Annotated in this window: 23 protein-coding genes; 10 read left to right on the top strand and 13 right to left on the bottom strand. The window is 63.7% G+C overall.

The genetic code is table 11. The annotated features are described in order from the left end of the window. The first annotated feature begins 224 nt into the window (after positions 1-224). The 8 genes from AC6I6U_RS06250 (at position 225) to AC6I6U_RS06215 (ending at position 10,372) form a co-directional block, all read left to right on the top strand. A complete protein-coding gene (locus AC6I6U_RS06250) occupies positions 225-2,159 on the top strand; it encodes a putative nucleotidyltransferase substrate binding domain-containing protein (protein WP_497881163.1) in 1,935 nt (644 codons plus the stop codon). After that, a complete protein-coding gene (locus tag AC6I6U_RS06245) occupies positions 2,156-2,863 on the top strand; it encodes a 3'-5' exonuclease (protein ID WP_497881162.1) in 708 nt (235 codons plus the stop codon). The genes AC6I6U_RS06250 and AC6I6U_RS06245 overlap by 4 nt, the downstream gene beginning before the upstream one ends. 256 nt (positions 2,864-3,119) lie before the next feature. After that, positions 3,120-3,638, top strand: coding sequence for an RNA polymerase sigma factor (locus AC6I6U_RS06240; protein WP_497881161.1), 519 nt, complete (start codon positions 3,120-3,122; stop codon positions 3,636-3,638). Next, positions 3,635-4,615 carry a FecR family protein gene (locus AC6I6U_RS06235; RefSeq protein ID WP_497881160.1) on the top strand — a complete coding sequence of 327 codons (981 nt, stop codon included), beginning with the start codon at positions 3,635-3,637 and terminating at the stop codon, positions 4,613-4,615. Before AC6I6U_RS06240 ends, AC6I6U_RS06235 begins: the two co-directional genes overlap by 4 nt. Before the next feature lie 314 nt (positions 4,616-4,929). Continuing rightward, entirely contained in the window at positions 4,930-7,359 is a 2,430-nt protein-coding gene (locus AC6I6U_RS06230; protein ID WP_497881159.1) for a TonB-dependent siderophore receptor, read from the top strand. Positions 7,360-7,427: 68 nt separating this feature from the next. Beyond that, positions 7,428-8,552 carry a PepSY-associated TM helix domain-containing protein gene (locus AC6I6U_RS06225; RefSeq protein ID WP_497881158.1) on the top strand — a complete coding sequence of 375 codons (1,125 nt, stop codon included), beginning with the start codon at positions 7,428-7,430 and terminating at the stop codon, positions 8,550-8,552. Further along, on the top strand, positions 8,549-8,734 hold the full coding sequence (locus AC6I6U_RS06220; RefSeq protein WP_497881157.1) for a hypothetical protein: 186 nt from the start codon (positions 8,549-8,551) through the stop codon (positions 8,732-8,734). Before AC6I6U_RS06225 ends, AC6I6U_RS06220 begins: the two co-directional genes overlap by 4 nt. A gap of 345 nt (positions 8,735-9,079) precedes the next feature. Next, entirely contained in the window at positions 9,080-10,372 is a 1,293-nt protein-coding gene (locus AC6I6U_RS06215) for an MFS transporter (RefSeq protein ID WP_497881156.1), read from the top strand. Between the two features lie 188 nt (positions 10,373-10,560). Here AC6I6U_RS06215 and creD read toward each other — a convergent pair whose 3' ends face one another. From creD to rloA2, 4 genes are all read right to left on the bottom strand, one after another. Next, a complete protein-coding gene (gene creD / locus AC6I6U_RS06210) occupies positions 10,561-11,934 on the bottom strand; it encodes a cell envelope integrity protein CreD (protein ID WP_497881155.1) in 1,374 nt (457 codons plus the stop codon). 87 nt (positions 11,935-12,021) lie between these two features. Further along, on the bottom strand, positions 12,022-13,440 hold the full coding sequence (gene creC / locus AC6I6U_RS06205; protein WP_497881154.1) for a two-component system sensor histidine kinase CreC: 1,419 nt from the start codon (positions 13,438-13,440) through the stop codon (positions 12,022-12,024). Further along, the gene (gene creB, locus AC6I6U_RS06200) at positions 13,440-14,120 is read right to left on the bottom strand and encodes a two-component system response regulator CreB (protein WP_497881153.1); all 681 of its coding nucleotides are present in this window, start codon (positions 14,118-14,120) and stop codon (positions 13,440-13,442) included. The genes creC and creB overlap by 1 nt, the downstream gene beginning before the upstream one ends. 59 nt (positions 14,121-14,179) lie before the next feature. After that, complete coding sequence (gene rloA2, locus AC6I6U_RS06195; RefSeq protein WP_497881152.1) at positions 14,180-14,680, bottom strand: retropepsin-like aspartic peptidase RloA2; 501 nt, start codon at positions 14,678-14,680, stop codon at positions 14,180-14,182. A gap of 196 nt (positions 14,681-14,876) precedes the next feature. Here rloA2 and yihG point away from each other — a divergent pair, with 196 nt between their 5' ends. Further along, positions 14,877-15,764: a 1-acylglycerol-3-phosphate O-acyltransferase, YihG family gene (yihG, locus tag AC6I6U_RS06190; RefSeq protein ID WP_497881151.1), complete on the top strand. Its 888-nt coding sequence runs from the start codon at positions 14,877-14,879 to the stop codon at positions 15,762-15,764. 68 nt (positions 15,765-15,832) lie between these two features. Here the strand turns inward: yihG and AC6I6U_RS06185 are convergent, their stop codons facing one another. The 4 genes from AC6I6U_RS06185 to AC6I6U_RS06170 form a co-directional block, all read right to left on the bottom strand. Beyond that, the gene (locus tag AC6I6U_RS06185; RefSeq protein WP_497881150.1) at positions 15,833-16,375 is read right to left on the bottom strand and encodes a DUF2780 domain-containing protein; all 543 of its coding nucleotides are present in this window, start codon (positions 16,373-16,375) and stop codon (positions 15,833-15,835) included. A 122-nt stretch (positions 16,376-16,497) separates the two neighbouring features. Next, positions 16,498-17,157 (bottom strand): ATPase, encoded by a 660-nt coding sequence (locus tag AC6I6U_RS06180; protein ID WP_497881149.1) that lies wholly within the window; start codon positions 17,155-17,157, stop codon positions 16,498-16,500. Further along, positions 17,157-17,501, bottom strand: a complete 345-nt coding sequence (locus AC6I6U_RS06175) for a type II toxin-antitoxin system Phd/YefM family antitoxin (protein ID WP_497881148.1) — start codon at positions 17,499-17,501, stop codon at positions 17,157-17,159. Before AC6I6U_RS06175 ends, AC6I6U_RS06180 begins: the two co-directional genes overlap by 1 nt. 175 nt (positions 17,502-17,676) lie before the next feature. Then, on the bottom strand, positions 17,677-17,922 hold the full coding sequence (locus tag AC6I6U_RS06170; RefSeq protein ID WP_497881147.1) for a hypothetical protein: 246 nt from the start codon (positions 17,920-17,922) through the stop codon (positions 17,677-17,679). A 211-nt stretch (positions 17,923-18,133) separates the two neighbouring features. Between AC6I6U_RS06170 and AC6I6U_RS06165 the strand changes: the two genes are divergently transcribed. Beyond that, on the top strand, positions 18,134-18,712 hold the full coding sequence (locus AC6I6U_RS06165) for a hypothetical protein (RefSeq protein WP_497881146.1): 579 nt from the start codon (positions 18,134-18,136) through the stop codon (positions 18,710-18,712). 408 nt (positions 18,713-19,120) lie between these two features. On the opposite strand, the gene fdhA is transcribed toward AC6I6U_RS06165, so the two are convergent. From fdhA to AC6I6U_RS06140, 5 genes are all read right to left on the bottom strand, one after another. Next, on the bottom strand, positions 19,121-20,320 hold the full coding sequence (fdhA, locus tag AC6I6U_RS06160) for a formaldehyde dehydrogenase, glutathione-independent (RefSeq protein WP_497881145.1): 1,200 nt from the start codon (positions 20,318-20,320) through the stop codon (positions 19,121-19,123). Between the two features lie 136 nt (positions 20,321-20,456). After that, positions 20,457-21,314 carry a formyltetrahydrofolate deformylase gene (gene purU, locus AC6I6U_RS06155; protein ID WP_497881144.1) on the bottom strand — a complete coding sequence of 286 codons (858 nt, stop codon included), beginning with the start codon at positions 21,312-21,314 and terminating at the stop codon, positions 20,457-20,459. A 178-nt stretch (positions 21,315-21,492) separates the two neighbouring features. Next, the gene (locus AC6I6U_RS06150; RefSeq protein ID WP_497881143.1) at positions 21,493-22,125 is read right to left on the bottom strand and encodes a sarcosine oxidase subunit gamma; all 633 of its coding nucleotides are present in this window, start codon (positions 22,123-22,125) and stop codon (positions 21,493-21,495) included. A gap of 160 nt (positions 22,126-22,285) precedes the next feature. Next, the gene (locus tag AC6I6U_RS06145) at positions 22,286-25,303 is read right to left on the bottom strand and encodes a sarcosine oxidase subunit alpha (RefSeq protein ID WP_497881142.1); all 3,018 of its coding nucleotides are present in this window, start codon (positions 25,301-25,303) and stop codon (positions 22,286-22,288) included. After that, entirely contained in the window at positions 25,300-25,635 is a 336-nt protein-coding gene (locus tag AC6I6U_RS06140; RefSeq protein ID WP_497881141.1) for a sarcosine oxidase subunit delta, read from the bottom strand. The genes AC6I6U_RS06145 and AC6I6U_RS06140 overlap by 4 nt, the downstream gene beginning before the upstream one ends. Positions 25,636-25,765 lie beyond the last annotated feature (130 nt).

Here is a 25,765-nt window from a genome sequence, read left to right as displayed (position 1 = left end):
GGAAATTTTTCCAAGAGGTTCAGCATCAAGAACCCGACGAGTTAACTGTAGGTTATTTCCCAAACTGAAGGGGCCACACCCGTACTGGCCCGGCAGTGATCCGTAACATTTCCTACGGACCCTAGACTTACGTCCAATGGGCACCCGCCACCAAGCGTCCGACCATGGGTGAAAACAGCGACAACGCGCGCCAAGAACAACAACGGACAACAGCGGTAGCGGTCATGAGCAAAGCGGATGCCTTCACCCAGGCAGGGAAGACCGCGGTGTTGCAAAACATCCACGGCACCATGCAGTTCCTGCAGCGTTTCCCCCCGTTCAACCAGATGGAACACGCCCACCTCGCCTATCTGGTCGAGCAGTGCCAACTGCGCTTCTACAGCCAGGGCGAAAGCATCATCAAGCCCGCCGATGGCCCGGTGGAGTACTTCTATATCGTCAAGCAGGGACGTATCGTCGGCGAGCGTCCGCACACCGCCAGGGGCGGTACCCAGACTGTCTTCGAAATCGCCACGGGCGAATGCTTCCCCCTGGCAGCGCTATTGGGCGAACGCGCGACCCGCACCGAACACCTGGCCGGCGAAGACACCTTCTGCCTGCAACTGAACAAGCCGGCATTCATCAAGCTGTTCTCGCTTTCCGACTGTTTCCGCAACTTTGCCCTGCGTTGCGTCAGCAGCCTGCTCGACCAGGTCAACCAGCAGGTCCAGCAGAAGGCTGTGGAAACCCTCGGCACCCAGTACTCGCTCAACAGTCGCCTCGGCGAGTTGGCCATGCGCCACCCGGTCACCTGTGGCCCGCTCACCCCGCTGCGCGAAGCGGTGACGCTGATGCACGAACAGCAGGTTGGCAGCATTGTCGTGATCGATGACGCCAAGGCGCCGCTGGGCATCTTCACCCTGCGCGACCTGCGCCAGGTGGTGGCCGACGGCGTCGGCGATTTCAACCAGAGCATCGACCGGCACATGACACAGGCGCCGTTTGCCCTGACCCCGGAACACAGCGCCTTCGACGCAGCCATCGCCATGACCCAGCGGCATATCGCCCATGTCTGCCTGGTGAAGGACCAGCGCCTGTGCGGCGTGGTGTCCGAGCGCGACCTGTTCTCCCTGCAACGGGTCGACCTGGTGCATCTGGCACGGACCATACGCTCCGCCGCCCGCGTGGAGAACCTGGTGAACCTGCGCGGCGAGATCGGCCAACTGGTCGAGCGCATGCTCGCCCACGGCGCCTCCTCGACCCAGATCACCCACATCATCACCCTGCTCAACGACCACACCGTGTGCCGGGTGATCGAGCTGACCCTGGCCGAACGCGGCGACCCCGGCGTGCCCTTCAGTTGGCTGTGCTTCGGCAGCGAAGGCCGCCGCGAACAGACCCTGCATACCGACCAGGACAACGGCATCATCTTCGAAGCGCGCGACGCCGTGCACGCCGCCGAGATCCGCGGCAAGCTGCTGCCGCTGGCCCAGCAGATCAACCAGGGCCTGGCACTGTGCGGATTCACCCTGTGCAAGGGCAACATCATGGCCGGCAACCCCGAGCTGTGCCTGTCCCGTGCCGAATGGGCCCGACGCTTCGCCGCGTTCATTCGCGAGGCCACGCCGGAGAACCTGCTGGGTTCAAGCATCTACTTCGACCTGCGGGTGGTCTGGGGCGAAGAGCAGGCCTGCCAGCAACTGCGCCAGGGCATTCTTGCCCAGGTCGCCGACAACCGCCTGTTCCAGCGCATGATGGCCGAGAACGCCCTGCGCAACCGGCCGCCGGTCGGACGCTTCCGTGAATTCGTCCTCAGTCGCAAGGGTAGCGACAGGGCCACCCTGGACCTGAAGGTCCAGGGCCTCGCCCCCTTCGTCGACGGCGCCCGCCTGCTGGCGCTGACCAACGGCATCGAAACCAACAATACCCTGGAGCGCTTGCAACAGCTGGTCGCACGGGAAGTGATCGACCCGCTCGATGGCGCAGCCTATGAAGAGGCCTATCACTTCATCCAGCAGACCCGCATGCAGCAGCACCAGTTGCAGACCCGCAGCAACCTGCCCTACTCCAACCGGGTCGACCCGGAAAGTCTCAACCACCTGGACCGGCGTATCCTGCGCGAATCACTGCGCCAGGCCCAACGCCTGCAGGCCAGCCTGGCCCTGCGGTACCAGCTATGAGCCTGTTCTCCTGGTTCAAGGCCAGCACACCGCAACTGGGGCCCGAACAACTGGAGCGCCTGCAACAGCTGTCAGCACCGGCACCGCTACAGGAATGCTCGCTCCGCGCACAACGCTGGGTGGTGGTCGACCTGGAAACCACCGGGCTCAACCTGAACCGCGACCAGGTGATCTCGATTGGCGCGGTGGTGATCGAGGATGGCGCCATCGACCTGGGCCAGTCGTTCGAACGCACCTTGCAGCGTACCGAACGGACCGTCAGCCCCAGCGTGCTGATCCACGGCCTGGGCCCCAGCGCACTGGCGGCCGGCAGCGACCCGGCCGAGGCGCTGCTGGACTTCATGGCGTTCGTCGGCGACAGCCCGCTGCTGGCCTTCCATGCACCCTTCGACCAGCACATGCTCGGCCGGGCGCTCAGGGAGAGCCTGGGCTATCGCCTGCAGCACGCGTTTCTCGATGTCGCCGACCTGGCGCCACTGCTGTGCCCGCAGGCCAACTTCCGCGAAGCCGGGCTGGACGATTGGATCGGTCACTTCCGGCTGCAGGTCGAGGAACGCCACCACGCCAGCGCCGATGCCCTGGCCACCGCAGAACTGGCGCTGATCCTGTTCAGCCGGGCACGCCAGCAACAACTGGACAGTCCACTGGCCCTGCAACAGCGGTTGGGGCAGTGGAAGCGGCGAAAGCAGGCGCCTTCGTTCTGAAACTGCGCGGTGCTTCTTTGCGGATAAACCGGGGCGCCGGACCGCCGGCTCCCACAGAGTTCGGTGCTGCTCACGGATTTTTTGAGCAACTCAAGATGGTGGGAACCGGATTTACCGAGACGTCGGACCGCCGCGAAGAGACCATCAGCCCAACCCCATGATGGCAATCCGACCAGCAGCCATTGCACCTTTTCCGGCGTCCTGACACAATCGCGAATAATTCTCGTTAATTTAAACTTCCTGTCGGTAATCTCCCGTGTCGTCAGTCCGAAGCCCGCACAATGAGCTTGTTGGCGCCTTGTATCGCGACCATCGCAGCTGGCTGCTGGCGTGGCTGCGACGCAACATTGCCTGCCCCCAACGCGCCGAGGACCTGAGCCAGGACACCTTCGTGCGCCTGCTCGGCCGGGACGAACTCAAGGCGCCCCGCGAACCCAAGGCGTTCCTGGCGGCCATTGCCAAGGGCCTGCTGTTCGACCATTTCCGCCGCGCCGCACTGGAGCAGGCATACCTCAACGAACTGATGCTGGTCCCGGAGTACGAACAACCGTCCCTGGAAGAACAGCAACTGATCCTCGAGGACCTCAAGGCCATCGACCGGATGCTCGGCAAACTCTCGAGCAAGGCCCGCGCGGCCTTCCTCTACAACCGACTGGAAGGCCTGGGCCATGCCGAAATCGCCGAGAAGCTCGGCGTCTCGGTGCCCCGCGTGCGCCAGTATTTGGCCCAGGGCATTCGCCAGTGCTACATCGCGCTGTATGGCGAGCCGACATGAATCCGTTCAACAACAAACCGGTCTCCGCCCGCGTCCTCGACGCCGCCATTGCCTGGCAACTGTGTCTGGAAGGCAGCGGCCGCAGCGCCGTGGAGCAAGCCGAGTTCGAGAAGTGGCATGCGGCCAACGAAGAACATGCCCGAGCCTGGCGCCAACTGGGCATGCTCGACCAGCGTTTCAGCGGCACCAGCGCACCGGCCCGCAGCGCCCTGCTGAAATCCCGTGACGGTGCCCATCGGCGAATGCGCAAGCTCGGCAGTGGCCTGGCCAGCGTGGTGCTGGCCTGCGGCCTGGCACTGCTGCTCGGAAACCGCTACCTGCCGATCGACTACTGGCTGGCCGACCAGCGCACCGCCACCGGAGAACAGCGCACCCTGCACCTGGCCGATGGCACCGTCATCCAGCTCAATACCCACAGTGCGCTGGATGTGCGTTTCGATGCCAAGACCCGCCGGGTCGTGCTGCGCGACGGCGAGATCCTGATCGAGACCGGTCATGGCGATGCCCGTCCGTTCATCGTCGAGACCGACGATGGGCGCATGCGCGCGCTGGGTACGCGGTTCCTGGTCAAGCGCGAAGACCAGGGCACGCGCTTGAGCGTCCTGCAATCGGCCGTCGCCGCCCGCCCCGAGTCGCAGCACGACGAACAGATCCTGCATGAAGGCCAGCAGGTGCTGATGCAGCATGATCGCCTCGGCCCGCTGCAAGCCCTCAACCCCGGTGCCGACGCCTGGACCCGGGGCATGCTGGTGGTGGACAACGTCCGCCTGGCGGACATGCTCGACGAGCTGGGCCGTTATCGACGCGGCCACCTGGGGGTCGACCCGAAAGTTGCCGACCTGCGGATCACCGGCAGTTTCCCGCTGCACGACACCAACCTGGCACTGACCGCCCTGCTGCCGACCTTGCCGGTGCAGATCGAGCGACATACGCAGTGGTGGGTGACGGTACAGGCCAAGGCCGACACCAAGCTCTGAATATACCGTCCCGATGTGGGAGCAGGACTCATCCGCCAGAAGGCCCTTACGGCCGCTAAGAACTTCGCGGATGAATCCTGCTCCCACGGTTTTTTGGTGTTCACAGGACTCATGACCGCCGCTGAACCTTGCGGGAGCAGGATTTATCCGCGAAGGCGTCCGCACTGACAGCGCAAGTCTCAAAAGCCCATTCGCCGACGAGCCCTATTCCCACATCCAACGTGAATCTAAATTATTTTCAATCAGCCCTATCACTTTTTGAATCTTGTTCGGCCCATAGGCATTGAGAAACATTTCCATTCAGGAATCCGCCCATGACCCGCACGCTCGATACCCTGCTTCGCCCCAGCCTCCTGGCCGCCGCCATTGCCCTCGGCACGCCCCTGCTCAGCCCGTCGCTGATGGCCGCCGAACAGGCCTCCAGCGTGCGCGCCTACAACCTGCCGGCCGGCCCGCTGGGCGCAGTCCTGAGCCAGATCGCCAGCCAGTCGGGCATGACCCTGAGCCTTGACCCGGCCCTGGCCGCCGGCAAGACCTCGGCCCCGGTCCAGGGCCAGTTCGACACCCTTACCGCGCTGCACACCGCGCTGAATGGCACCGGCCTGCAACTGGTGCAGAGCAGTGCCGGGACGTATACCCTGATTCCTGTCGTCACCGGCGCCCTCGCCTTGCCGGAAACCAGCATTACCGGCCAGGGCAGCGGTGAAAGCGCCTGGGGTCCGGTCGAAAGCTTCGTCGCTACCCGCACTGCGGCCGGCACCAAGACCGACACCTCGCTGGTAGAAGCGCCACGCTCGATCTCCGTGGCAACCCGCGAGCAGATGAAACAGCGCAACGTACAGAACCTCGACGACGCTGTGCGCTACATGCCGGGCATCGTCGCCAGCAGCTTCGGCAGCGACAGCCGCGCCGACTGGCTGCTGGTCCGCGGTTTCGAACCGACCCAGTTCCTCGACGGCCTGCCACTGCCCAAGGGTGTGTACGCCAACCCGAAAATGGATACCTGGAACCTTGACCGCGTCGCCCTGCTGCGCGGTCCGGCCTCCTCGGTCTACGGCCAGACCCCGCCAGGCGGCCTGATCGACATGGTCAGCCGTCGCCCCAGCGCCGAAGCCAGCCATGAAGTCGAAGTGCAGTACGGCACCGACAACCATCGCCAGATCAACTTCGCCAGCACCGGCAAGATCGATGACGACGGCCAGTTCCTCTACAACGTCAGCGGTGTGGTGCGTGACGGCGGTACCCAGATCGAAAAGATCGACGACAAGCGCTACAACATCACCCCCAGCCTGACCTGGAACATCGACCCCGACACCAAGCTGACCCTGCTCTCGCAGTTCACTCGCGACGATACCGGGATGACCAGCCAGTTCCGGCCGATCCAGGGCACCAAGATCAAGATGCCGTTCGGCGATATCTCCCGTGACAAGAACCTCGGCGACCCGAACTGGGAATACTACGACCGCACGTACTACTCCCTCGGTTATGCCTTCGAGCACCGTTTCAACGATACCTGGCAGTTCCGCCAGAACTTGCGTTACACCAAATCGGAACTGTCCTTCCAGGCCATCACGCCCACTTCCTACCCCTATGGGCTAGTGGACAATCAGGGCAATCTGTCCTCGCGCACCACCACGAGCACCGACGAAGACATCGGGCAGATCGCCCTCGACAACAACCTGCAGGGCAACTTCAACACCGGCGATATCGCCCATACCCTGCTGCTCGGCCTGGACCATCAGCGCAGCGACACCACCTACACCTCGATCTTTGGCTCCGCGCCAGGCATCAACGTGAACAATCCGACCTACGGGTTGGCGATCACCCGCCCGGCGCGCTCCACCGCCTACTACGACTACAACCAGAAAACCAACCAGACCGGTCTCTACATCCAGGACCAGATGGCCCTGGACCAATGGCGCCTGACCCTCGGTGGTCGTGAAGACTGGGTCCACAGCGGCACCACCTACTTCAACAAGAACGACGTCACCAACACCCAGCGTGACAAGGCCTTCACCGGCAACGCGGCGATCAGCTACGTGTTCGACTCGGGCCTGGTGCCCTACCTGTCGTATGCCGAGTCGTTCCAGCCGGCCAGCAACGCCAGTGCTTCGCCCACCGAAACCTTCAAGCCGACCGAAGGCAAGCAGTGGGAACTGGGTGTGAAATACCAGCCACCGGGCAGCAACACCCTGCTCACTGCCGCGGTCTATGACCTGACCCAGAAAAACGTCCAGGTCACCGACATGGTCGGCAATACGCCAGTCACCAGCCAGACCGGTGAAGTGAAGGTCAAGGGCCTGGAGCTGGAAGCCACCTCCGACGTTACCGAGAACCTCAAGCTGATCGCCAGCTACACGCTGTCCAAGTCCGAAGTGCAGAAAGGCATCTACAAGGGCAACCGCCTGCAACGGATGCCTGAGCAGCAGGCCTCGCTGTGGACCGACTACACCTGGCACAGCGGTATCCTCGACGGCTTCGGCGTCGGCGCCGGCGCCCGCTACACCGGCAACACCTATGGCGACCAGGCCAACACCTGGCTCGGCAAGGCCGATGGCTACACGGTCTTCGACGCCTCGGTCCACTATGACCTGGGCCGCGTGGACAATGCCCTCAAGGGTGCCACCGTGGCGGTCAAGGCGACCAACCTGTTCGACAAGGAATACCTGTCCACCTGCGATAGCTACTACTGCTACTACGGTGACCAGCGCAGCGTGGTCGCCAGCGTGAACTACAAGTGGTAAGCCGCTAGTTTCACCGCGTCGAAACAAGGGTCACGAGCAACCGTGGCCCTTTTGCATTTGGGAAAACCATGAAAAGCCAAACCATCCGCCGCTGGTCCTTCATCCATACCTGGACCAGCCTGATCTGCACCCTGTTCCTGCTGATGCTGGCACTGACCGGGCTGCCGTTGGTCTTCCACCATGAGATCGACCATCTGCTGGGCAACGAGCCCGAGCTCAGGCAGATGCCCGCCGACACCCCGCAGTTGAACCTGGAGCAACTGGTCCAGGCCGCCCAGGCTCATCGCCCAGGCGAAGCCATGCAATACCTGGCCTGGGACGACGATGACCCGAACGGGGTGATCGCGATCATGGCCGCCACCGCCGGCACCGAGCCCAACTCGTCGCACTCTTTCATGCTCGACGCCCGCACCGGCGAGGCGCTGGAAACCCCGGCGGCGAATGGCGGGCTGACGCTGTTCCTGCTGCGCCTGCATGTCGACATGTTCGCCGGGCTGCCCGGCAAGCTGCTGCTGGCGTTCATGGGCGTGCTGTTCGTGCTGGCGCTGGTCTCCGGCACCGTGCTGTATCTGCCGTTCATGCGCCGCCTGAAGTTCGCCAGCGTGCGCCAGGACAAATCCACCCGCCTGCGCTGGCTCGACCTGCACAACCTGATCGGCGTCGTCACCCTGACCTGGTGCCTGGTGGTCGGCATCACTGGCGTGATCAGCGCCTGCGCCGACCTGATCATCGACGCCTGGCGCAGTGAAAGCCTCGGCGCCATGATCGAGCCCTACCGCAACGCCCCGCCGCTGACCCAACTCGCGCCGGCCAGCGACCTGCTGAAAATCGCCGAACAGGCCGCGCCCGGCATGCAGCCGGACTTCATCGCCTTCCCCGGCACGCGCTTCTCCAGCGAACACCACTATGCGGTGTTCATGAAGGGCTCCAGCCAACTGACCTCGCACCTGCTCACGCCAGTGCTGATCGATGCCAGCAGCCTGCAGGTCACCGCAGTGGCCGAGCGGCCCTGGTACATGGATGCGATGGGCATGTCGCAGCCGCTGCACTTCGGCGACTACGGCGGCATGCCGATGAAGATCCTCTGGGCCCTGCTCGATGTACTGACCATCATCGTGCTCGGCAGCGGCCTGTACCTGTGGTGGGTCCGCCGCCACGCCAAGACGGCCGCGACGACGGAGGCCAGCCGATGAAGCCGCGAGCGTCGAGTTTCTGGAAGGTCTTCGCCATTCCCCTGCTGATAGCCCTGCTCACGGCCATCGGACTGTTCACCGCCCTGCTCGGCGATGGCCTGTGGGACGCCCTCAGTTGGCTGGGGCTGGGCATTCCTGCCGTGATCGGCATCCAGGCCCTGCTACGCCGCCGCCCACGCTGACCCCAGAGTCATACGACAACACCAAAAGCGCCCAGCGGTCATAAACCGCAACTGGGCGCTTTTTTATTTGAAATCCCGATTGACAGCCGCTCTCGACAGTCCTTATAAAGGCGCTAGTCATACGACGACATACAACGAAACAAATTCGCTCCAATAAAAATAATTCAAAGAGTGTCAAAGCAAATGACCGGATTCATTGCTCCTTCCGCAGGCCCCTGCGCCTTGCACGCCACGTTTTCACCGACGGCCCCTGCGCCGCCTTCCTGATATCCCCGTAGTACGGCTCCCCGTTCGAGCACGGGGCACGCGCACCACCTCGACTCCAAAAACAACAATGGTGAAGTGATGAAAATCAAAGGCATCCGCTGGTGGATGATCGGCCTGGTCACCTGTGGCCTGATGGTCAACTACCTGGCTCGCAATACCCTGTCGGTGGCCGCACCGACGCTGATGAGCGAGATGAACGTTTCCACCGAGCAGTACTCGCATATCGTTGTCGCCTGGCAGATCGGCTATGCACTGATGCAGCCGATCGCCGGCTACATCGTTGACGCCATCGGTACCAAACTGGGCTTCGCGATCTTCGCCATCGCCTGGTCCCTGGCCTGTGCCGCAGCGGCCCTGGCCAGCGGCTGGCAGGGCCTGGCGTTCGTGCGCGGCCTGCTCGGCATCACCGAGGCGGCCGGCCTGCCGGCGGCGGTCAAGACCACCACCGAGTGGTTCCCGGCCAAGGAGCGCTCCGTCGCCATCGGCTGGTTCAACATCGGCTCGTCCTTCGGCGCGCTGCTGGCACCGCCGCTGGTGGTCTGGGCGATCCTGCAGAGTGGCTGGCAACTGGCATTCATCATCGTCGGCGCCCTGGGCATCGTCTGGAGCCTGACCTGGCTGTGGCTGTACAAGCACCCGCGGGACCAGAAGCGCCTGAGCGACACCGAGCGCGACTACATCCTCAGTGGCCAGGAAGAACACTTCAAGGAAGCCGGCACGAAAAAGGGCAGCTGGAAAAAGGTGGTCATCAGCCGCAACTTCTTCGCCATCGCCAGCGCGCGCTTTCTCTCGGAGCCGGCCTGGCAGACCTTCAACGCCTGGATTCCGCTGTACCTGATGACCGAACGGCACATGAACATCAAGGAAATCGCGATGTTCGCCTGGCTGCCGTTCCTCGCCGCGGACCTTGGCTGCATTCTCGGCGGTTACCTGAGCCCGTTCTTCCACAAGCACCTGAAGGTCAGCCTGTTCACCTCGCGCAAGATGGTGATGTTCCTTGGCTGCAGTTGCATGATCGGCCCGGCCTGCATCGGCCTGGTGGAAAGCCCCTACACCGCCATCGCCCTGCTCTGTGTCGGCGGCTTCGCCCACCAGACCCTGTCCGGCGCACTGTACGCGATCACCTCCGACTCCTTCGGCAAGAACGAAGTGGCCACTGCCACCGGCGTCGGCGGCATGTTCGGCTACTTCGGTGCGGCGTTGTTCACCATGGTGCTGGGCATCATGGTGACCAAGGTCGGCTACAGCCCGCTGTTCGTGGTCCTGGCGATCTTCGACATCGTCGCCGCGCTGCTGGTGTGGAACGTCGCCCGGCCGATCAAGGCGGTGCCAAACGAACCCACGCTGAACGGCACTCCAGCCACGGCATGATACTGAGGTAAGGCTCAAGGGCCCCTTCGCGGGCAAGCCCTGCTCCTGCAAGTGCGCTCCCCTGTGGACCGCCGCCCCTCGTAGGAGCAGGGCTTGCCGCGAAGCTCTTGGCGACCTCAAGGACGCCCTCGCCAATCAGCCGTGCCAACTCCATCCCCCACTGCTGATCCTCGCGCAACCCCAGCGACCTACTCATGGGCCACCTCGCCGGCAACCGGCTGGTCATTGGTAGCCCGTGCCTGCCCGATCCCGTACCAGTCGAGCTTGCGGGTCAGCACCATGAACACGCCAAGCAGACAGAACAGCAGCAGCGAGCCCATCAGCAACGCATAGTCCTCGGCGCTCAGCAATCCATACAGCAGGCCGTAGAGAGCCGCCAAGGCCGCGGCGAAGCCCAGGCCGTGCCCCAGGCTGCGCAATACATGGCTGGCATAGAAACCGATCAGCCCGACACAGGCCCCTGCCGACACCAGGTACGCCAGGCCAAAGCCCAGGTGCTCGGACAGCGACAGCAGCAGCAGGTAGAACAGCGCCAGTGCCGCACCCACCAGGGCATACTGGATCGGGTGCACCGCCAGCCGCTTGAGCACTTCGAACAGGAAGAAACCGGCGAACGTCAGGGCAATGAACAGCAACGCATACTTGATCGAGCGATCGGACTTGAGGTACTGGTCCACCGGATCGATCAGGCTCACGCCGAAACTGCGGTCATTGAAAGCCTCGCAACGGTTGGTGTCCACGCAGCTGCTCATTGCTTCATGCAGGTTGGTAGAGAAGAACGAGGTCTGCCAGTTGGCCGTGAAACCCTGCTCGGTCACTTCACGCTGGGCCGGCAGGTAGTTGCCGATGAAGCTCGGGTGCGGCCAGTCAGCCGCCAGGTGCACATTGCTGGTCTTGCCCACCGGGATCACCTGCAACTGGCCAGTGCCTTGCAACGCCAGGTCGAATTCGAAGTCCAGGCGCTGCTGCAGCCGACCGTCGACCCGTGGCAGGTTCACATGCACGCCATCGCCCAGCCAGTTCACCTGGGTCCCCGGCATGAACTCCAGTTGCCGGTCGCCCAGCTGCAGCGTCAGGGCGTTCTCGATACCACGAATATCGCTGATGCCGACCGCCAGGAAAGGCTCGTCGAAGCGGTAATCGGCAAAGTCTTCATCGATACCCAACTGCGCCGGCAAGACGAAGGTGCCGCTGATGTGGTTATTGGCGTGAAACAACCGCGCTTCATAAATGCCACGCGCCCGGCGTTCGGTCTGGACCTTGCCATCGAGGACGAAACGCTCCGGCAGCAAGTAGAGGCGCCCGCTGACTTCCTTGCTCTCCTGGGTACGCTTGCCCTTGGCATCGGTCTTCCACTCGCGCACGGTCTGGCGATAGGGCACCACCAGCACCGGCCCGCTGATCAGTTGGCTATTGCTGGAGCTGCGGGCGATATCTTCCAGGACACCATCGCGCAGGTACTGTCGCTCGCTGATCAGGCCGTCGATCATCATCAACGGGATCAGCAACAACAGCATCAGTAGGGCAATCGCCCCGAATTTTATCGCCAGACTGCGGTTCATGGGTCTCTCTCCCTGATTGGTATGGGAGAAAGTCTGGGGCCGCCATGTGGGCCGTTGATGGAGCCCATGTGGAGACTGTGTGGAGATTCATGGCAGGCGCAGCGTTACCTCGACCCCACCCTCGACGTTGCCGATCAGCAACTGGCCGCCGTGCAGCTTTACCACTTCCTCGACGAAGTTCAGCCCCAGCCCGGTGCTCTTGCGCCCGCTGGCAGGGCGCGGCAGCGAATAGAAGCGCTCGCTCAGGCGTGGCAGGGCGTAGTCGGGAATCGCCTCGGCCTGGTTGAACAGGCTGAAACGCAGCTGCTGGCCGTCCCGTTCGGCGCTGAAGCGAATCACTCCGCCAGCGGGCGTGAAGTCCAGGGCATTCTCCAGCAGGTTGCCGATGGCCTGGCGCAACAGGAAGCGTTCGCCGAACAGGCGCAGGTCGGCAGCGATCCGGCGTTCGATCTGCAGGCCGGCTTTTTCGATCCGCGCGGCCTGGGCCAGCAGCACTTCGTCGACCAGCGCCGCCAGCGGCACCTCGACCTGCTCTTCCAGCACCTGCCGTTGCTCCACCAATGCCAGGTTCAGCAGCCGTTCGATCAACTGCTGCATGCGGGCACTTTCGCTTTCGATATTGCCGACGAACCGCTCGCGCTGGGGCTCCGGCATCTCTGCGTGCAACAGCTCGGCAGCACCCCGAATCGCCGCCAGCGGACTTTTCAGCTCGTGGGTCAGGGTGTGCACGTAGCGCTCGACGTAGGCCTTGCCCTCCAGTTGCGTGCGCATGTGTTCCACGGCATTGGCCAGCTGCTCCATTTCCCCGCCGCGATAATGCGGCAGTTCGGCACGCCGCCCCTCGCTGACCGCCTGGGCATAGGCGGTCAGGCGTCGCAACGCCGCGCTCAACCACCAGGACAACAGCGCCCCGAACAGCAGGCCCAGGGCAATCAGCCCGGCGCCCCAGAGGATCAGGCGATGTTCGGTGCGATCGACATAGGGTTGCAATGAACTGTTGGGCTTGGCCACGGTGACCACGCCGATGATCTCGCCATGGTCGGTGATCGGCGCCCCCACGTGCATCACCGACGAGTTGGGGTCGTCGGGATCGGAGCGGGTCGAGCGCGCACCGTAGTCGCCGCGCAGGGTCAGGTACACGTCATTCCAGCGCGAATAGTCCTGCCCCAACGCCAGCCCGGCGGAGTCGAGCAGGACGATGCCCTTGGCGTCGGTCACGTAGATGCGGTGGTTGACCTGGTTCTTCGGCAACCCCCAGATGTTCGCCGCCGGCTTGCGCTGGCCGTAGGCCTTGAGCACCTCGGGCAGGCGACTCTGGCCGAGGGTGCCGGCCTTGACGTCGTCGTGGAGGATTTCCGCCAGCAGGTTGGCGGTGTCCACCAGGGTTTCCTCGGTGGACTGGCGCACACCGGGGCGGATTTCCTTCATCACCGTACTCAGCACGAAATAGCCGGTCAGCCCGACGAACAGGAAATACACCAGGAAGATCCGCAGCCCCAACGGCATCAGCTGTGACTCGGGCTGTAGCTGTAGCCCAGGCCACGGTGGGTCTGGATCGGCTCGGCATCGCCGGCCACCAGCCGCAGCTTGGCCCGCAGGCTCTTGATGTGGCTGTCGATGCTGCGCTCATAGCCGGCATCCGCCGCGACCCCGACGGCGTCGAGCAACTGCTCGCGGCTGAACACCCGCTCGGGCTGTTCCAACAGGCAGGCAAGCAGGCGGAACTCATGGCGGGTCAGGCTCAAGGCCTGGCCGCGATAGCTGATCTGTACCCGTTCGTGATCGACCACGAAGCGCTCACCGGCAGCCGCTGCTGGCGCCGTCGGCACCACCCGCTTGAGAATTGCCCGGACCCGCGCCGCCACTTCCCGCGGGCTGAACGGCTTGACCACATAGTCGTCAGCGCCGATCTCCAGGCCGACCACACGATCGATCTCACCATCACGGGCACTGAGGAACATCACCGGCACTTCGGTAAAGCGCCGCAACTGCTTGCAGACCTCAAAGCCGCTGATGTCCGGCAGGCCGATGTCGAGAATCAGCAGATCGGCCGGCGTGCTGCGCTGGTACTCGACCGCCGCGCCGCCAAGGTTCAGCCAGGTGGTGGTGAAACCCTCGCCCTGCAGGGCATAGACCAGGGTATCGGCAATCGCCGCTTCGTCGTCGACTATCAGGATATGGGGCATGGCGTCCGAGCACTGTGGGCAATGTGCGCAACGGTGCCGGACGCGTGCCGCCCCGTCAATCAGCAGTCGGGCTGGTCGGCGGTATAACGCCGCGCCGGGTTCACCGCCGCGCCGAACTCGCGCAGGGCCTTGGCGCCAATCAGCAGCGGGTAGTTGAAGCTGCTGCGGTTGGTCAGGTTGACCTCCACCGTGCGCTTGACGTTGCCCAGGCACATTTCCAGATCGACCACCGGGCGCTTGCTCGGGTCGGCGACTTCGCCGTCCTCGTCCTCTTCGGAGCGAGTCTTGATCTTGCTGATGCGCGAGACCTTGTGTTCGTAGACCTTGTTGTCGGCGTCGGCGGTGCCGAGGCGGAAACGTACCCAGTCCTCGCCGTCACGCTTGAACAGCTCGATGTCCTTGGCCGACAGCGACGCGGTGAGCGCACCGGTGTCCATCTTGGCCTTGAAGGTCTGGCCGATCTCCGGCAGGCGAATGTACTCGTAGCGCCCGTAGAGGGTCGGCTCGGCGGCCATGACCGGCAGGGCCAGGAGGGACAACAGGGCAAGAACGGATTTCACTTGGGCTGCACCTTTGAGTGGACGCGCATGAGGCGTGCATTTTAGACCGTGCCGTCGTCATTGGTTCATGAACAATCGGCTAAATGACGGCTAACCTAGGCCATCGTGCGTGAAACATTCGTCGAACGGCCGATTTGGCGTCTGCCCCCCGCGCCTTTATCATGGCCCGCCCTCTCGCCCTGAAAAGAGTTCCTGTATGCGCCGCCTGCTCACCGGCAGCCTCGTTACGCTGCTGTTATTGCTCAACACACTGGTGCTGTTCGGCCCGCTGATGGCGTTCGCCCTGCTCAAGCTGGTGCTGCCCGGCCGCCTGCGTGACCACGCCAGCCGGGCAGTGATGTGGATCGCCGAAACCTGGGCCGAGATCGACAAGCTGATCTTCTCGCTGTGCATCCCCACTCGCTGGGACATTCGCGGTGCCGACGGCCTGCGTAGCGACACCTCGTACCTGGTGGTGTGCAACCACCAGAGCTGGGTCGACATCCCGGCGCTGATCCAGACACTCAACCGCCATACGCCGTTCTTCAAGTTTTTCCTCAAGAAGGAACTGATCTGGGTACCGTTCCTCGGCCTCGCCTGGTGGGCGCTGGACTACCCGTTCATGAAGCGCTACTCCAAGGCCTTCCTCGACAAGCATCCGGAACTCAAGGGCCAGGACCTGGAAATCACCAAGGCCGCCTGCGAACTGTTCAAGCGCCAGCCGGTGACCGTGGTCAACTACCTCGAAGGCACCCGCTTCAGCGAGGCCAAGCGCCAGCAGCAGGCGTCACCATTCAAGCACCTGCTCAAGCCCAAGGCCGGCGGCGTGGCCTTCGTCCTCGCGGCAATGGGCGAGCAACTGGACGCGGTGCTCGATGTCACGGTGGTTTATCCACAGGAGAAGATCCCCGGTTTCTGGGACCTGATCAGCGGCAACGTGCCCAAGGTGATCATCGACTTCCAGACCCACGCCATGGACCCGAGCCTGTGGCAGGGCGACTACGAGAATGACCCGGTGCTGCGCAAGCGGGTCCAGGACTGGGTCAACCAGCTCTGGAGCGAGAAGGACCAGCGCATCGCCACCCTGCGCAGCGAGCGCGACTAGAGACAAGCACGAGCGAAACACACCGGGCCCTCGCGCGGCCCGGTGCGTCGGCCAGCCAGGAGTGCGCCTTAGCTGCCGCTACCCCAGATACCGCCAAGGCTCTGCAACAGTGGGCCACCTACCCCCTGGTCGCCCAGATACTTGAGGATGATCGGCGCAAACTGGCCGACCATGCCACTGTCCATGCCCAGGGCGCCGAAGGCGTTGTTCAGGTCGCTGGTGTTCTTCACGTTACCCAGCGCGTTGCCCACCGCCGACGAGCCGCCGGACTGGCCGAGCAGGCCGCCGAGCCCGGCCAGCGCGCCGCCGCCCGACAACTGGTCGAGCCCCGGCACGCTCTGGCTCAGTTGCGAATAATCGTTGCCGCTGAGCTGGTTCTTCGCCAGCCCGAGCATCGCCCCGGTGCCGCCGATGGCCTGCTCCGGGGTGACGTTCAGTTGCGACCCCAGGGCGCTGAGCAGGCCACCCTCCGGCGCCGTGGCGTTGCCATTCTGACCGCCCTGAATGGCCGACAGCGCATTGGCTGCATCATTCAGGCTGAACGCCGCGAACACCGGCGTGACGGCGAAGGTCAGGAGCGAAGCCAATACGACACCGCGTGGAATTTTCATTGCAGCCACCTCACAAGTCATCGAAGGCCGACCGCTGGCCAGCGGTCGGCACTGGCCATTGGAGTGGAAAAAGCCGGGCTTGTTCCGCCCCACGCCCCGGCAGGGCGGAACCTGCCTTGTCGTCAGCACGGCAGCCGTTCGATCGCCGCCTGAACCAGGGGTCGCGCCCATTCGGGCGTCGCTTGCAGCGCCTGGGCGTCCTGCGGGTCGGGGCCGAGCAGTTGGCCGTCGGCCATTTCCAGCACCAGCAGCGGGTCGGGAATGTCCTCGCCGGGCTCGACGTCGGTGCTGTTGTCGAATACCTGCAAGTGCGCCAGGCAGGGCATCAGGGCCACCAGGTTGGCCCGCGACTTGACCCAGCGCTCGCGGATCTTCGGTTCGGGGATGTCGTGGCCCCCGCGTGCCACCCGCAGTTGCACCCGGCGCAGGTGCTGCTCCGGCGAGGACAGGCCGCAAAACAGCATGACCACGTCGTGGGTGCGTGCAGCCTGGGCGAGCATCCGGGCGATGGTGTTGCCACCCAGGGTGGTTTCAAACGCGTAGTTGCGTCCCTCGCGCAGGGCGTCTTCCAACTGCCTGCGACCCTGCTCCCAGGCCAGGCCGTTGGCCCGCTGCGGGTCGATGCCCAGGCTGTTCGTCAGTTCGCGGGCAAAGCTGTCGGGGTTGAACCAGTCCAGGCCATTCTCGGCCAGCAGTGCCCCGCCCACCGAACTCTTGCCAGCGCCGTTGACCCCGGCCAGGACAAAAATGAACGGACGTTCGCCGGTCGGCGTCGCGCCCATCAGAACGTGGAGCCGGCTTTAGGCCGCTTGCCCAGCTTGCCCTTGGCCGCCAACAGCGAGCGCACGCCCTGCGCCGCCTGGGGCTGCTGCAGACTCTGCAGGCGCGCGTCGAAACGCTGGGTCAACTCGTCCAGGGCGGACTGCTCGCGATCCTTGTAGGCCTGCACCTGGGCGGTCAGTCGCTGGTAGGTCTCGGCATCCAGCAGGACCATCTCCACGGTGGAATGATTGGTCACCGCGACACTGCCGGACTGATGAACCAGGCGGACGACATCGGCCCACTTGTTCTTCACCTGGGAGGCGTTCTGGCGTGGCAGATCGAGGAGGTCAGGCAAGGCAATCATGGCGTGTGCTCGCAGACAGGGAAGGCCCATCCACTATAACAACCGCCGGTTATTTTGGCTATTTTTGCCATATTGACCCGAAAGTGGGTCCAGGCCTCCTTCCCGGAGGCGTGAAGGCCAGGCAGTAGGGATGAGGCGGCTACCTGCGGTGCGGCGCAGGCAGCCGTTCGAGGGGTTAGCGGGCGAACTCGACGAAGGCTTGGCACAGGGTGAGCAGATAGCGCTCGTCGTCGGCATCCATGTCACCGTCCTCATCCATGTCCACGCGGACATTGACGGTGTCGTAGGTCTTGTTCTCGCCAGACGAGGAAACGGCGGAAGCGAAGACGAGTTCATTGCCTTCGTAGAACTCTACCAGCACCTCCGGGCTGCCATTGCTGTCGATGTCTTCCAGGGAGAGTCGGATTTCCTTTTTGGCCATGAGGCACCTCTTTATCGAGTGATGTGATGGGGTGCCTATGGTGAGAGGCGCACGGCGTGGCGAACATTGCCCGGCGGCGACAGCCGACAGCGGAAAAGGCGCCCTGCCCCAGCGGAAACCCACGAGTAGATGCAGGGAATCGGCAACGGCGATCTGTGCGTGTGGCAGGGCATTTGGCGTAAAGTGGCTACCCCTGAGGGAGAGTGCGTGCATGAACGTGAAAATCGGTGGAACCGCCCTGGCAATCATCCTGGTCGGCCTTGGCATCGCCTTCGGTGTACACGAGTGCCAGCGTGGCCCCCTGACCCCCGAACTGCCCGACAGTCTGGGCGACGAGCAGCGCGCCTGGCTGACCCTCGAACACCGCGTCAAGCGTAGCGACCCGGCGCTGACCGAGGTCAGTCGCGACCAGCAGACACTGACCCTGCTCTACCAGCCGCAGAAGCTTGCCGATGACGACGAGGCCTGGGTTCCCCGCATGCTGCGTACGCTAGGCCAGGGCCTGGCGGCGGTGAATGGCGCACCGGGCGGCAAGCAATACACCCAGGTGACGGTCAAGGCGCGGATCATCGCCGCCGATGACGTCGAACTGGTGTATGGAATGGACGGTTTCGACGCGATCAAGACCCAACAGGGCGGCTACACCACCTTTGCCAGCATGCCCCGCGAACTGAAGTTCAGCCGAGAAACCCTGGGCCAGGCCAGCGACTACTGCCGCGGTCCGAGTGGCCAGGGGTTCTATCCGGAGTTCTGCCAGCGGGTGAGTGCGGCCAAGGCGGTTCAGCGCTGAGGGTTTGAACGAGGGCTTGCGTCTGCGGGCACGTAGGGCCTTGCCTATCCGGAAGATCACCGGTGATGCCACTGGCCTTTTCGCCACGGTCCGACGCATCCTGCAAAGACAATCTGCGACTACGTGGGGCCGGGCATGGCGGACCTGCGGCTGGCGCCCAAGGCCTTTGAGAACCGGCAACCCGCCCAGGACACTAGACTATGTACGAAATAGCCTGAAACCTGGTTATGCGGCGTTAAAAACCGGCTCGGAATGCTCATTGACAGCCAGTCAAGTCGGGCGCGACCCCGGCCGTTCCTCGCCGGTTTTTGCCTTGCCTAACCTGCGTTTCAAACTATTTCTTACACAGCCTAGACACCGGAAAACAGAAAGGGCGACCGAAGTCGCCCTTTCTGGCATGCCGCCTACTTACGCCGCACTGAACAGCTTGTGCGGGTCGATCACGAATTTCTTCGGCACACCGGCATCGAACTCGCCATAGCCCTTCGGCGCGTCATCCAGGCTGATGACCTGCACGCCCACGACTTCTGCGATGTTGATGCGGTCCCACATGATCGCCTGCATCAGTTGGCGGTTGTACTTCATCACCGGCGTCTGGCCGGTGTGGAAGCTGTGGGACTTGGCCCAGCCCAGGCCGAAGCGGATGCTCAGCGCACCGATCTTGGCCGCGGCGTCCACCGCCCCCGGATCTTCGGTCACGTACAGGCCCGGAATACCGATCTTGCCGGAAACACGGGTGACCTGCATCAGCGAGTTGAGCACGGTGGCCGGGGCCTCGTGCTTGGCGCCTTCATGACCGTGGCCACGGGCTTCGAAGCCGACCGCGTCGACTGCGCAATCCACTTCCGGCTCGCCCAGCAACGCGGCGATCTGCTCGTGCAGCGGGGTGTCCAGGGACAGGTCGGCGATTTCGAAGCCCTGGGCCTTGGCGTGCGCCAGCCGTGCAGGGTTCAAGTCACCGACGATGACCACGGCCGCGCCCAGCAGGCGGGCCGAAGCAGCTGCCGCCAGGCCGACCGGACCGGCACCGGCGACATAGACGGTGCTGCCCGGACCAACGCCCGCGGTGACCGCACCGTGGAAACCGGTAGGCAGGATATCGGACAGGCAGGTCAGGTCACGGATCTTCTCCATGGCCTTGTCGCGGTCCGGCAGTTTCAGCAGGTTGAAGTCGGCGTACGGCACCAGCACGTACTCGGCCTGGCCACCGGTCCAGTCGCCCATGTCGACGTAGCCATAGGCACCGCCGGCGCGGGCCGGGTTGACGGTCAGGCAGACGCCGGTATGCATTTCCTTGCAGGAACGGCAGCGGCCGCAGGCAACGTTGAACGGCACCGAGACCAGGTCGCCGATTTTCAGGTTCTCGACATCGCTGCCCTTTTCAACCACCTCGCCGGTAATTTCATGGCCCAGCACCAGGCCGACCTGAGCGGTGGTGCGGCCGCGAACCATGTGCTGGTCGGAGCCGCAAATGTTGGTGGAAACCACGCGCAAGATCACGCCATGCTCGATCTTCTTGCCACGCGGGTCCTGCATTTTCGGATAGTCGATCTTTTGTACTTCTACCTTGCCAGCACCAAGGTATACCACTCCACGATTGCCAGACATGCTTTCACCTCGCTGTTGTTTTTATGTAGCGACGCGTTGCCGGGAGGCAACGCGCTGATTGCTCGGGTTGTGCTTGTGTCTTTTTTACTGCGTTGTTATTGGGGTCGCGAAGGGCGCTCAAGAGCGCCCCGAAAAATCAGAGAACCACCGTCCGGTTGGCGTTGAGGAACACCCGCCGCTCGATGTGATAGCCCACCGCTCGCGCCAGGGTCAGTCCTTCGATGTCCCGGCCCTTGGCGATCAGGTCCTCGGGGTAGTGGCTGTGATCCACCACCTCCACGCCCTGGGCGATGATCGGCCCCTCGTCCAGGTCGTTGTTGATGTAGTGCGCCGTGGCCCCCACCAGCTTCACACCCTTGTTGTAGGCCTGGTGATACGGCTTGGCGCCCTTGAAACCGGGCAGCAACGAGTGGTGGATGTTGATGGCGCGACCATCGAGCTTGCGGCACAGCTCCGGCGACAGCACCTGCATGTAGCGGGCAAGAATCACCAGCTCGGCGCCGGACTCCTCGATCACCTGCCACACCTGCCGTTCCTGGCCCGGTTTGTCATTGGGGTCGAGGGGGAAATGGTAGTAGGGAATGTCGTGCCAGTCGGCCAGAGGCTTGAGATCGGGATGGTTGGACACCACCGCGACCACGTCCATGGACAGTTGGCCAATGCGCTGGCGGTAGAGCAGGTCATTGAGGCAGTGATCGGCCTTGGAGACCATGATCACCACTTTCGGCCGGTAGTTCGGCGCGGTCAGTTCGAAAGTCATGCCGAACGCCTTGCCGCGCTCGGCCAGGCCGGCGCGGAACGCCTGCTCGTCGAAGCCTTCGGACTGGCGGAATTCCACGCGAATGAAGAAACGCCCCGAAAGGCGGTCATCGAACGAATGGTGCTCGGTGACATAACAGCCCTGCTCGAACAGGAAGCGGGTCACCGCATCCACCGTGCCGAGCACGCTGGGGCAGTCGGCGGTCAAGATCCATGTATCGGGGGCGCGGCTCATCGGGTGACTCCTGTTTTTATGGGGCAACCGCCAGGCGGTCGATCACGAAATCCCTGCCCTCATGTACGACCTAAATCCTGTAGGAGCCGTCTTGCTGGCGATGGCATCACTGCGGCGTACCGAAACACCGAGTCGCCCGGATCGCCAGCAAGCCGGCTCCCACAGGTCAAACAAACACTCAAGCCTGGACGTTCAGCCCGTACTCCGCCGCCGCATCCTGCAGCCACAGCCACCAATAGTCCGAGAAGCTGCGACGGATCACCAGTTCCCAAGTGTCCTCTGCGGTGTGGCGGATGATCAGTTGCGACTTGGCGAACACCGTGCCGACCGCCTTGCCCACCGGGAAGTTGTTCGGGTGCACGTCATAGCTGGTGGACTTCATCAGCACCTGGCGCACGTTAGGGCCGCTCAGTTCCAGCAGTTGCTGACCGCCGCTGACGTTGACGATGGCAATGTGCAGGTCGCCCAGCGCTTCGCGCAGGGCCTTCTCGGCAGCGAACTCCTCGCCACTCGGCACCACCAGCAGCCACTCGTCCGGGCCGAGCCATTGCAGGCTGGTCTCGCCCTTGGCAACCACCGTCAGCGCCACGGGCAGCTCCAGGCCCAGGGCCTTGTGTACACCGGCAGCGAACGCCGGGTCATGGCCGTCGCCACGAATGGTCAGGTGACCAAGCAGTTTCTTTTCCCGCACGGTCACGCCGGCGTTCTTGCGGCCCTTGCCCACCAGGCTGGCGAGATCGGCATGGTGCAACGACGACTCGGCCTTGGCCCCGGAAGTCGGGCGTTGCTGGTAAACGTTGGCTGTGCTCATGTGAAACACCTGTATTGAATTCTGTCTTGGCGGTGGCCAGTGCCTGACCCCACCTCATGAACAACCGTGAACCTGTAGGAGCCTGGCTTGCCAGCGAAGGGGCCCTCAGGCCGCCAGAAGCTTCGCGGGCAAGCCCGCTCCTACAAGGAGTTGTGTCACATCAGATGTTCTGGCGATCGCCCTTAGGATCGAAGAACACCGAGGACACGATCTCCGCCTCGATCACGCTGCCATCGGCCAGCGGTGCGAACACCCGCTCACCCATGCGCTTGAGCCCGCCCTTCACCACCGCCATCGCAAACGAATAGCCAAGCGAGTTATGGGCGTAGCTGGAGGTCACGTGACCGACCATCTTCATCGGGATCGACTGCTTGGTGTCGAACACCAGTTGCGCACCTTCCGGCAGCCACTTGGTCGGATCGATCGGCTTGAGGCCCACCAGTTGCTTGCGATCTTCGCGCACGCAGTCCTCGCGGTTCATACCGCGCCAGCCGATCCAGGAGAACGGCTTGGTACGACCGACACACCAACCCATGTTCAGGTCGTCCGGGGTCATCGAGGCGTCAGTGTCCTGGCCGACGATGATGAAGCCCTTCTCCGCCCGCAGCACGTGCATGGTTTCGGTGCCGTATGGGGTCAGGTTGTACTTCTTGCCCGCCTCGACGATCTGCTCGAGCACACCCATGGCGTAGTCGGCCTGGATGTTGACCTCGTAGGAGAGTTCGCCGGTGAAGGAAATCCGGAACACCCGCGCCGGTACACCACCGACCTGGCCTTCCTTCCAGGTCATGAACGGGAACGCGTCCTTGTCCAGGTCGATGTCGGTGACTTCACTCAACAGCTTGCGACTGTTGGGGCCGGACAGGGTCAGGGTCGCCCAGTGGTCGGTAACGGAGGTGAAGTACACCTTCATTTCCGGCCATTCGGTCTGGTGGTACAGCTCCAGCCACTGCAGGACGCGAGCCGCGCCGCCGGTGGTGGTGGTCATCAGGAAGTGGTTGTCGGCCAGGCACGCGGTCACGCCGTCGTCGAAGACCATGCCGTCTTCCTTGCACATCAGGCCGTAACGGGCCTTGCCCACGTCGAGCTTGGTCCAGGCGTTGGTGTACACGCGGTTGAGGAACTCGCGGGCATCCGGGCCCTGGATGTCGATCTTGCCCAGGGTCGAGGCGTCGAGCAGGCCTACGCTGTCGCGCACGGCCTTGCACTCACGCTTGATCGCCGCATGGATGTCTTCGCCGTTGCGTGGGAAGTACCACGGACGTTTCCACTGGCCGACGTCCTCGAACTTGGCACCCTGCTTCACGTGCCAAGCCTGCAAGGCGGTGTAGCGCACCGGCTCGAAGATGTGCCCGCAGTGACGACCGGCTACCGCACCGAAGGTGATCGGCGTGTAGTTCGGACGGAACATGGTGGTGCCCATCTGCGGGATGGTCACGTTCAGCGAACGGGCGGCGATGGCCAGGCCGTTGACGTTGCCCAGCTTGCCCTGGTCGGTACCGAAGCCCAGTGCGGTGTAGCGCTTGACGTGCTCGACCGACTCGAAGCCCTCGCGGGTCGCCAGTTCGATGGCGGCGGCGGTGACGTCGTTCTGCAGGTCGACGAATTGCTTCGGCGCCCGTGCGGTACCTTTTTCATGAGGCACCTGGAACAGCGCCAGGGTTGGCTCTTCCTGGCGGGACAGGGCTTTGGGCAGCACGCCTTCAACCGTCTTGAAGCCGGCTTCGCTGGCTGCGCGCGCGCCGCCTTCGAAACCATCGGCCAGGGTGTCGGCCAGGCTGTAGACGCCGTTCAGGCCACCGACGCACACGCGTTTCTGCGGTGCTTCACCGGCAACGAAACCGAGGATGTCTTCGCGCCAGACCGGCTTGCCACCCAGGTGCGAAGCCAGGTGCACCACCGGGCTGTAGCCGCCGGAGCTGGCAATCAGGTCGCAATCCAGCCATTCACCCGGGCTGGTCACCTTGTGGGCGCGCACGTCGATCGCGGCGACGCGGGCAGCGGTGACACGCTTGCTGCCACGGGCTTCGATCACGGCACTGCCGGTGAGGATACGAATACCCTTGGCACGGGCCTCTTCCACCAGCGCACCGCGTGGGTTGCTGCGGGCGTCGGCGATGGCCACCACCTGCAGGCTGGCGTCGAGCCAGTCCAGCGCAACGCGGTAGGCGTGGTCGTTGTTGGTGGTCAGCACCAGCTTCTTGCCCGGCGCCACGCCGTAGCGGCGCACATACACCGAGACGGCGCCGGCGAGCATGTTGCCCGGCACGTCGTTGTTGCCGTAGACCAGCGGACGCTCGTGGGCGCCGGTCGCCAGGACCACGCGCTTGGCGCGCACCCGGTGGATACGCTGGCGAACCTGGCCGATCGGGGCGCGGTCGCCGAGATGGTCGGTGAGGCGCTCGTGGATGGTCAGGAAGTTATGGTCGTGGTAGCCGTTGACGGTGGCCCGTGGCAGCAGCAGCACGTCCGGCAGCGACTTCAGCTCGGCGATGACCGTGGCGACCCATTCGGCCGCCGGCTTGCCGTCAAGGCTTTCGCGGGAGTCGAGCAGGCTGCCGCCGAACTCTTCCTGTTCATCGGCGATGATCACCCGCGCACCACTGCGCGCAGCGGCCAGCGCTGCGGCCAGGCCGGCAGGGCCGGCGCCGACGATCAGCACGTCGCAGTGCTGGTTCATGTTGTCGTAGGTATCGGGGTCGTTCTCGGTCGGCGAACGGCCCAGGCCCGCCGCCTTGCGGATGTACTTCTCGTAGGTCATCCAGAACGACTGCGGGTACATGAAGGTCTTGTAGTAGAAACCGGGTGGCATCAACTTGCCGCCGACCTTGCCGAGGATGCCCATCACGTCGTTGTTGACGCTCGGCCAGCCGTTGGTGCTGGTAGCGACCAGGCCCTGGTACAGCGCCTGCTGGGTGGCCCGCACGTTGGGAATCTGGGTGGCTTCGGTGGCACCGATCTGCAGCACCGCGTTCGGCTCTTCGGCACCGGCGGCAAAGATGCCGCGTGGACGCGAGTACTTGAAGCTGCGGCCGACGATGTCGACGCCGTTGGCCAGCAGTGCGGCGGCCAGGGTGTCACCTTCGTAGCCCTTGTAGCTCTCGCCGTTGAAGGTGAAGCTCACGACCTTGTTGCGATCGATACGACCGCCGTTGGACAGGCGATTGACCTGGCTCATACCTTTTCTCCCACGGCCAACTCGGGCGCTTTCGAACTTTCCGCCTTGCCGGCAGCGGTGAATTGAGGCTTCTCGCCGATCTTGTAGGTTTCCAGGATCTCGTAGGTCACCGTGTCACGAGTCACGTTGAAATACTGGCGGCACCCGGCGACGTGGTCCCAGAGTTCGTGGTGCAGGCCGCGCGGGTTGTCGCGGAAGAACATGTAGTCGCCCCACTGCTCGTCGGTGCAGGTGTTGGGGTCCAGCGGGCGCGGGATGTGCGCCTGGCCGGAAGCATGGAATTCCTCTTCGGAGCGCAGTTCGCCGCAATGAGGACAGAAGATATGCAACATGGGGATTTCTCCTCTCAAGCCTCTTGAAAACGTAGCGAGCGAAGGCAAGACAAGGCAAAAACAGGTGAGAAAGCGGAGCTTAGTTTACTAAGTGAGCATTTCGAGCCTGTTTTTAACGCCGTATTGCCGA

The organism is Pseudomonas sp. UTLPPB19802, from assembly GCF_059730225.1.
The sequence above is the reverse complement of the archived record's forward strand: the minus strand, read 5'-3'. Positions and strand labels throughout refer to the sequence as shown.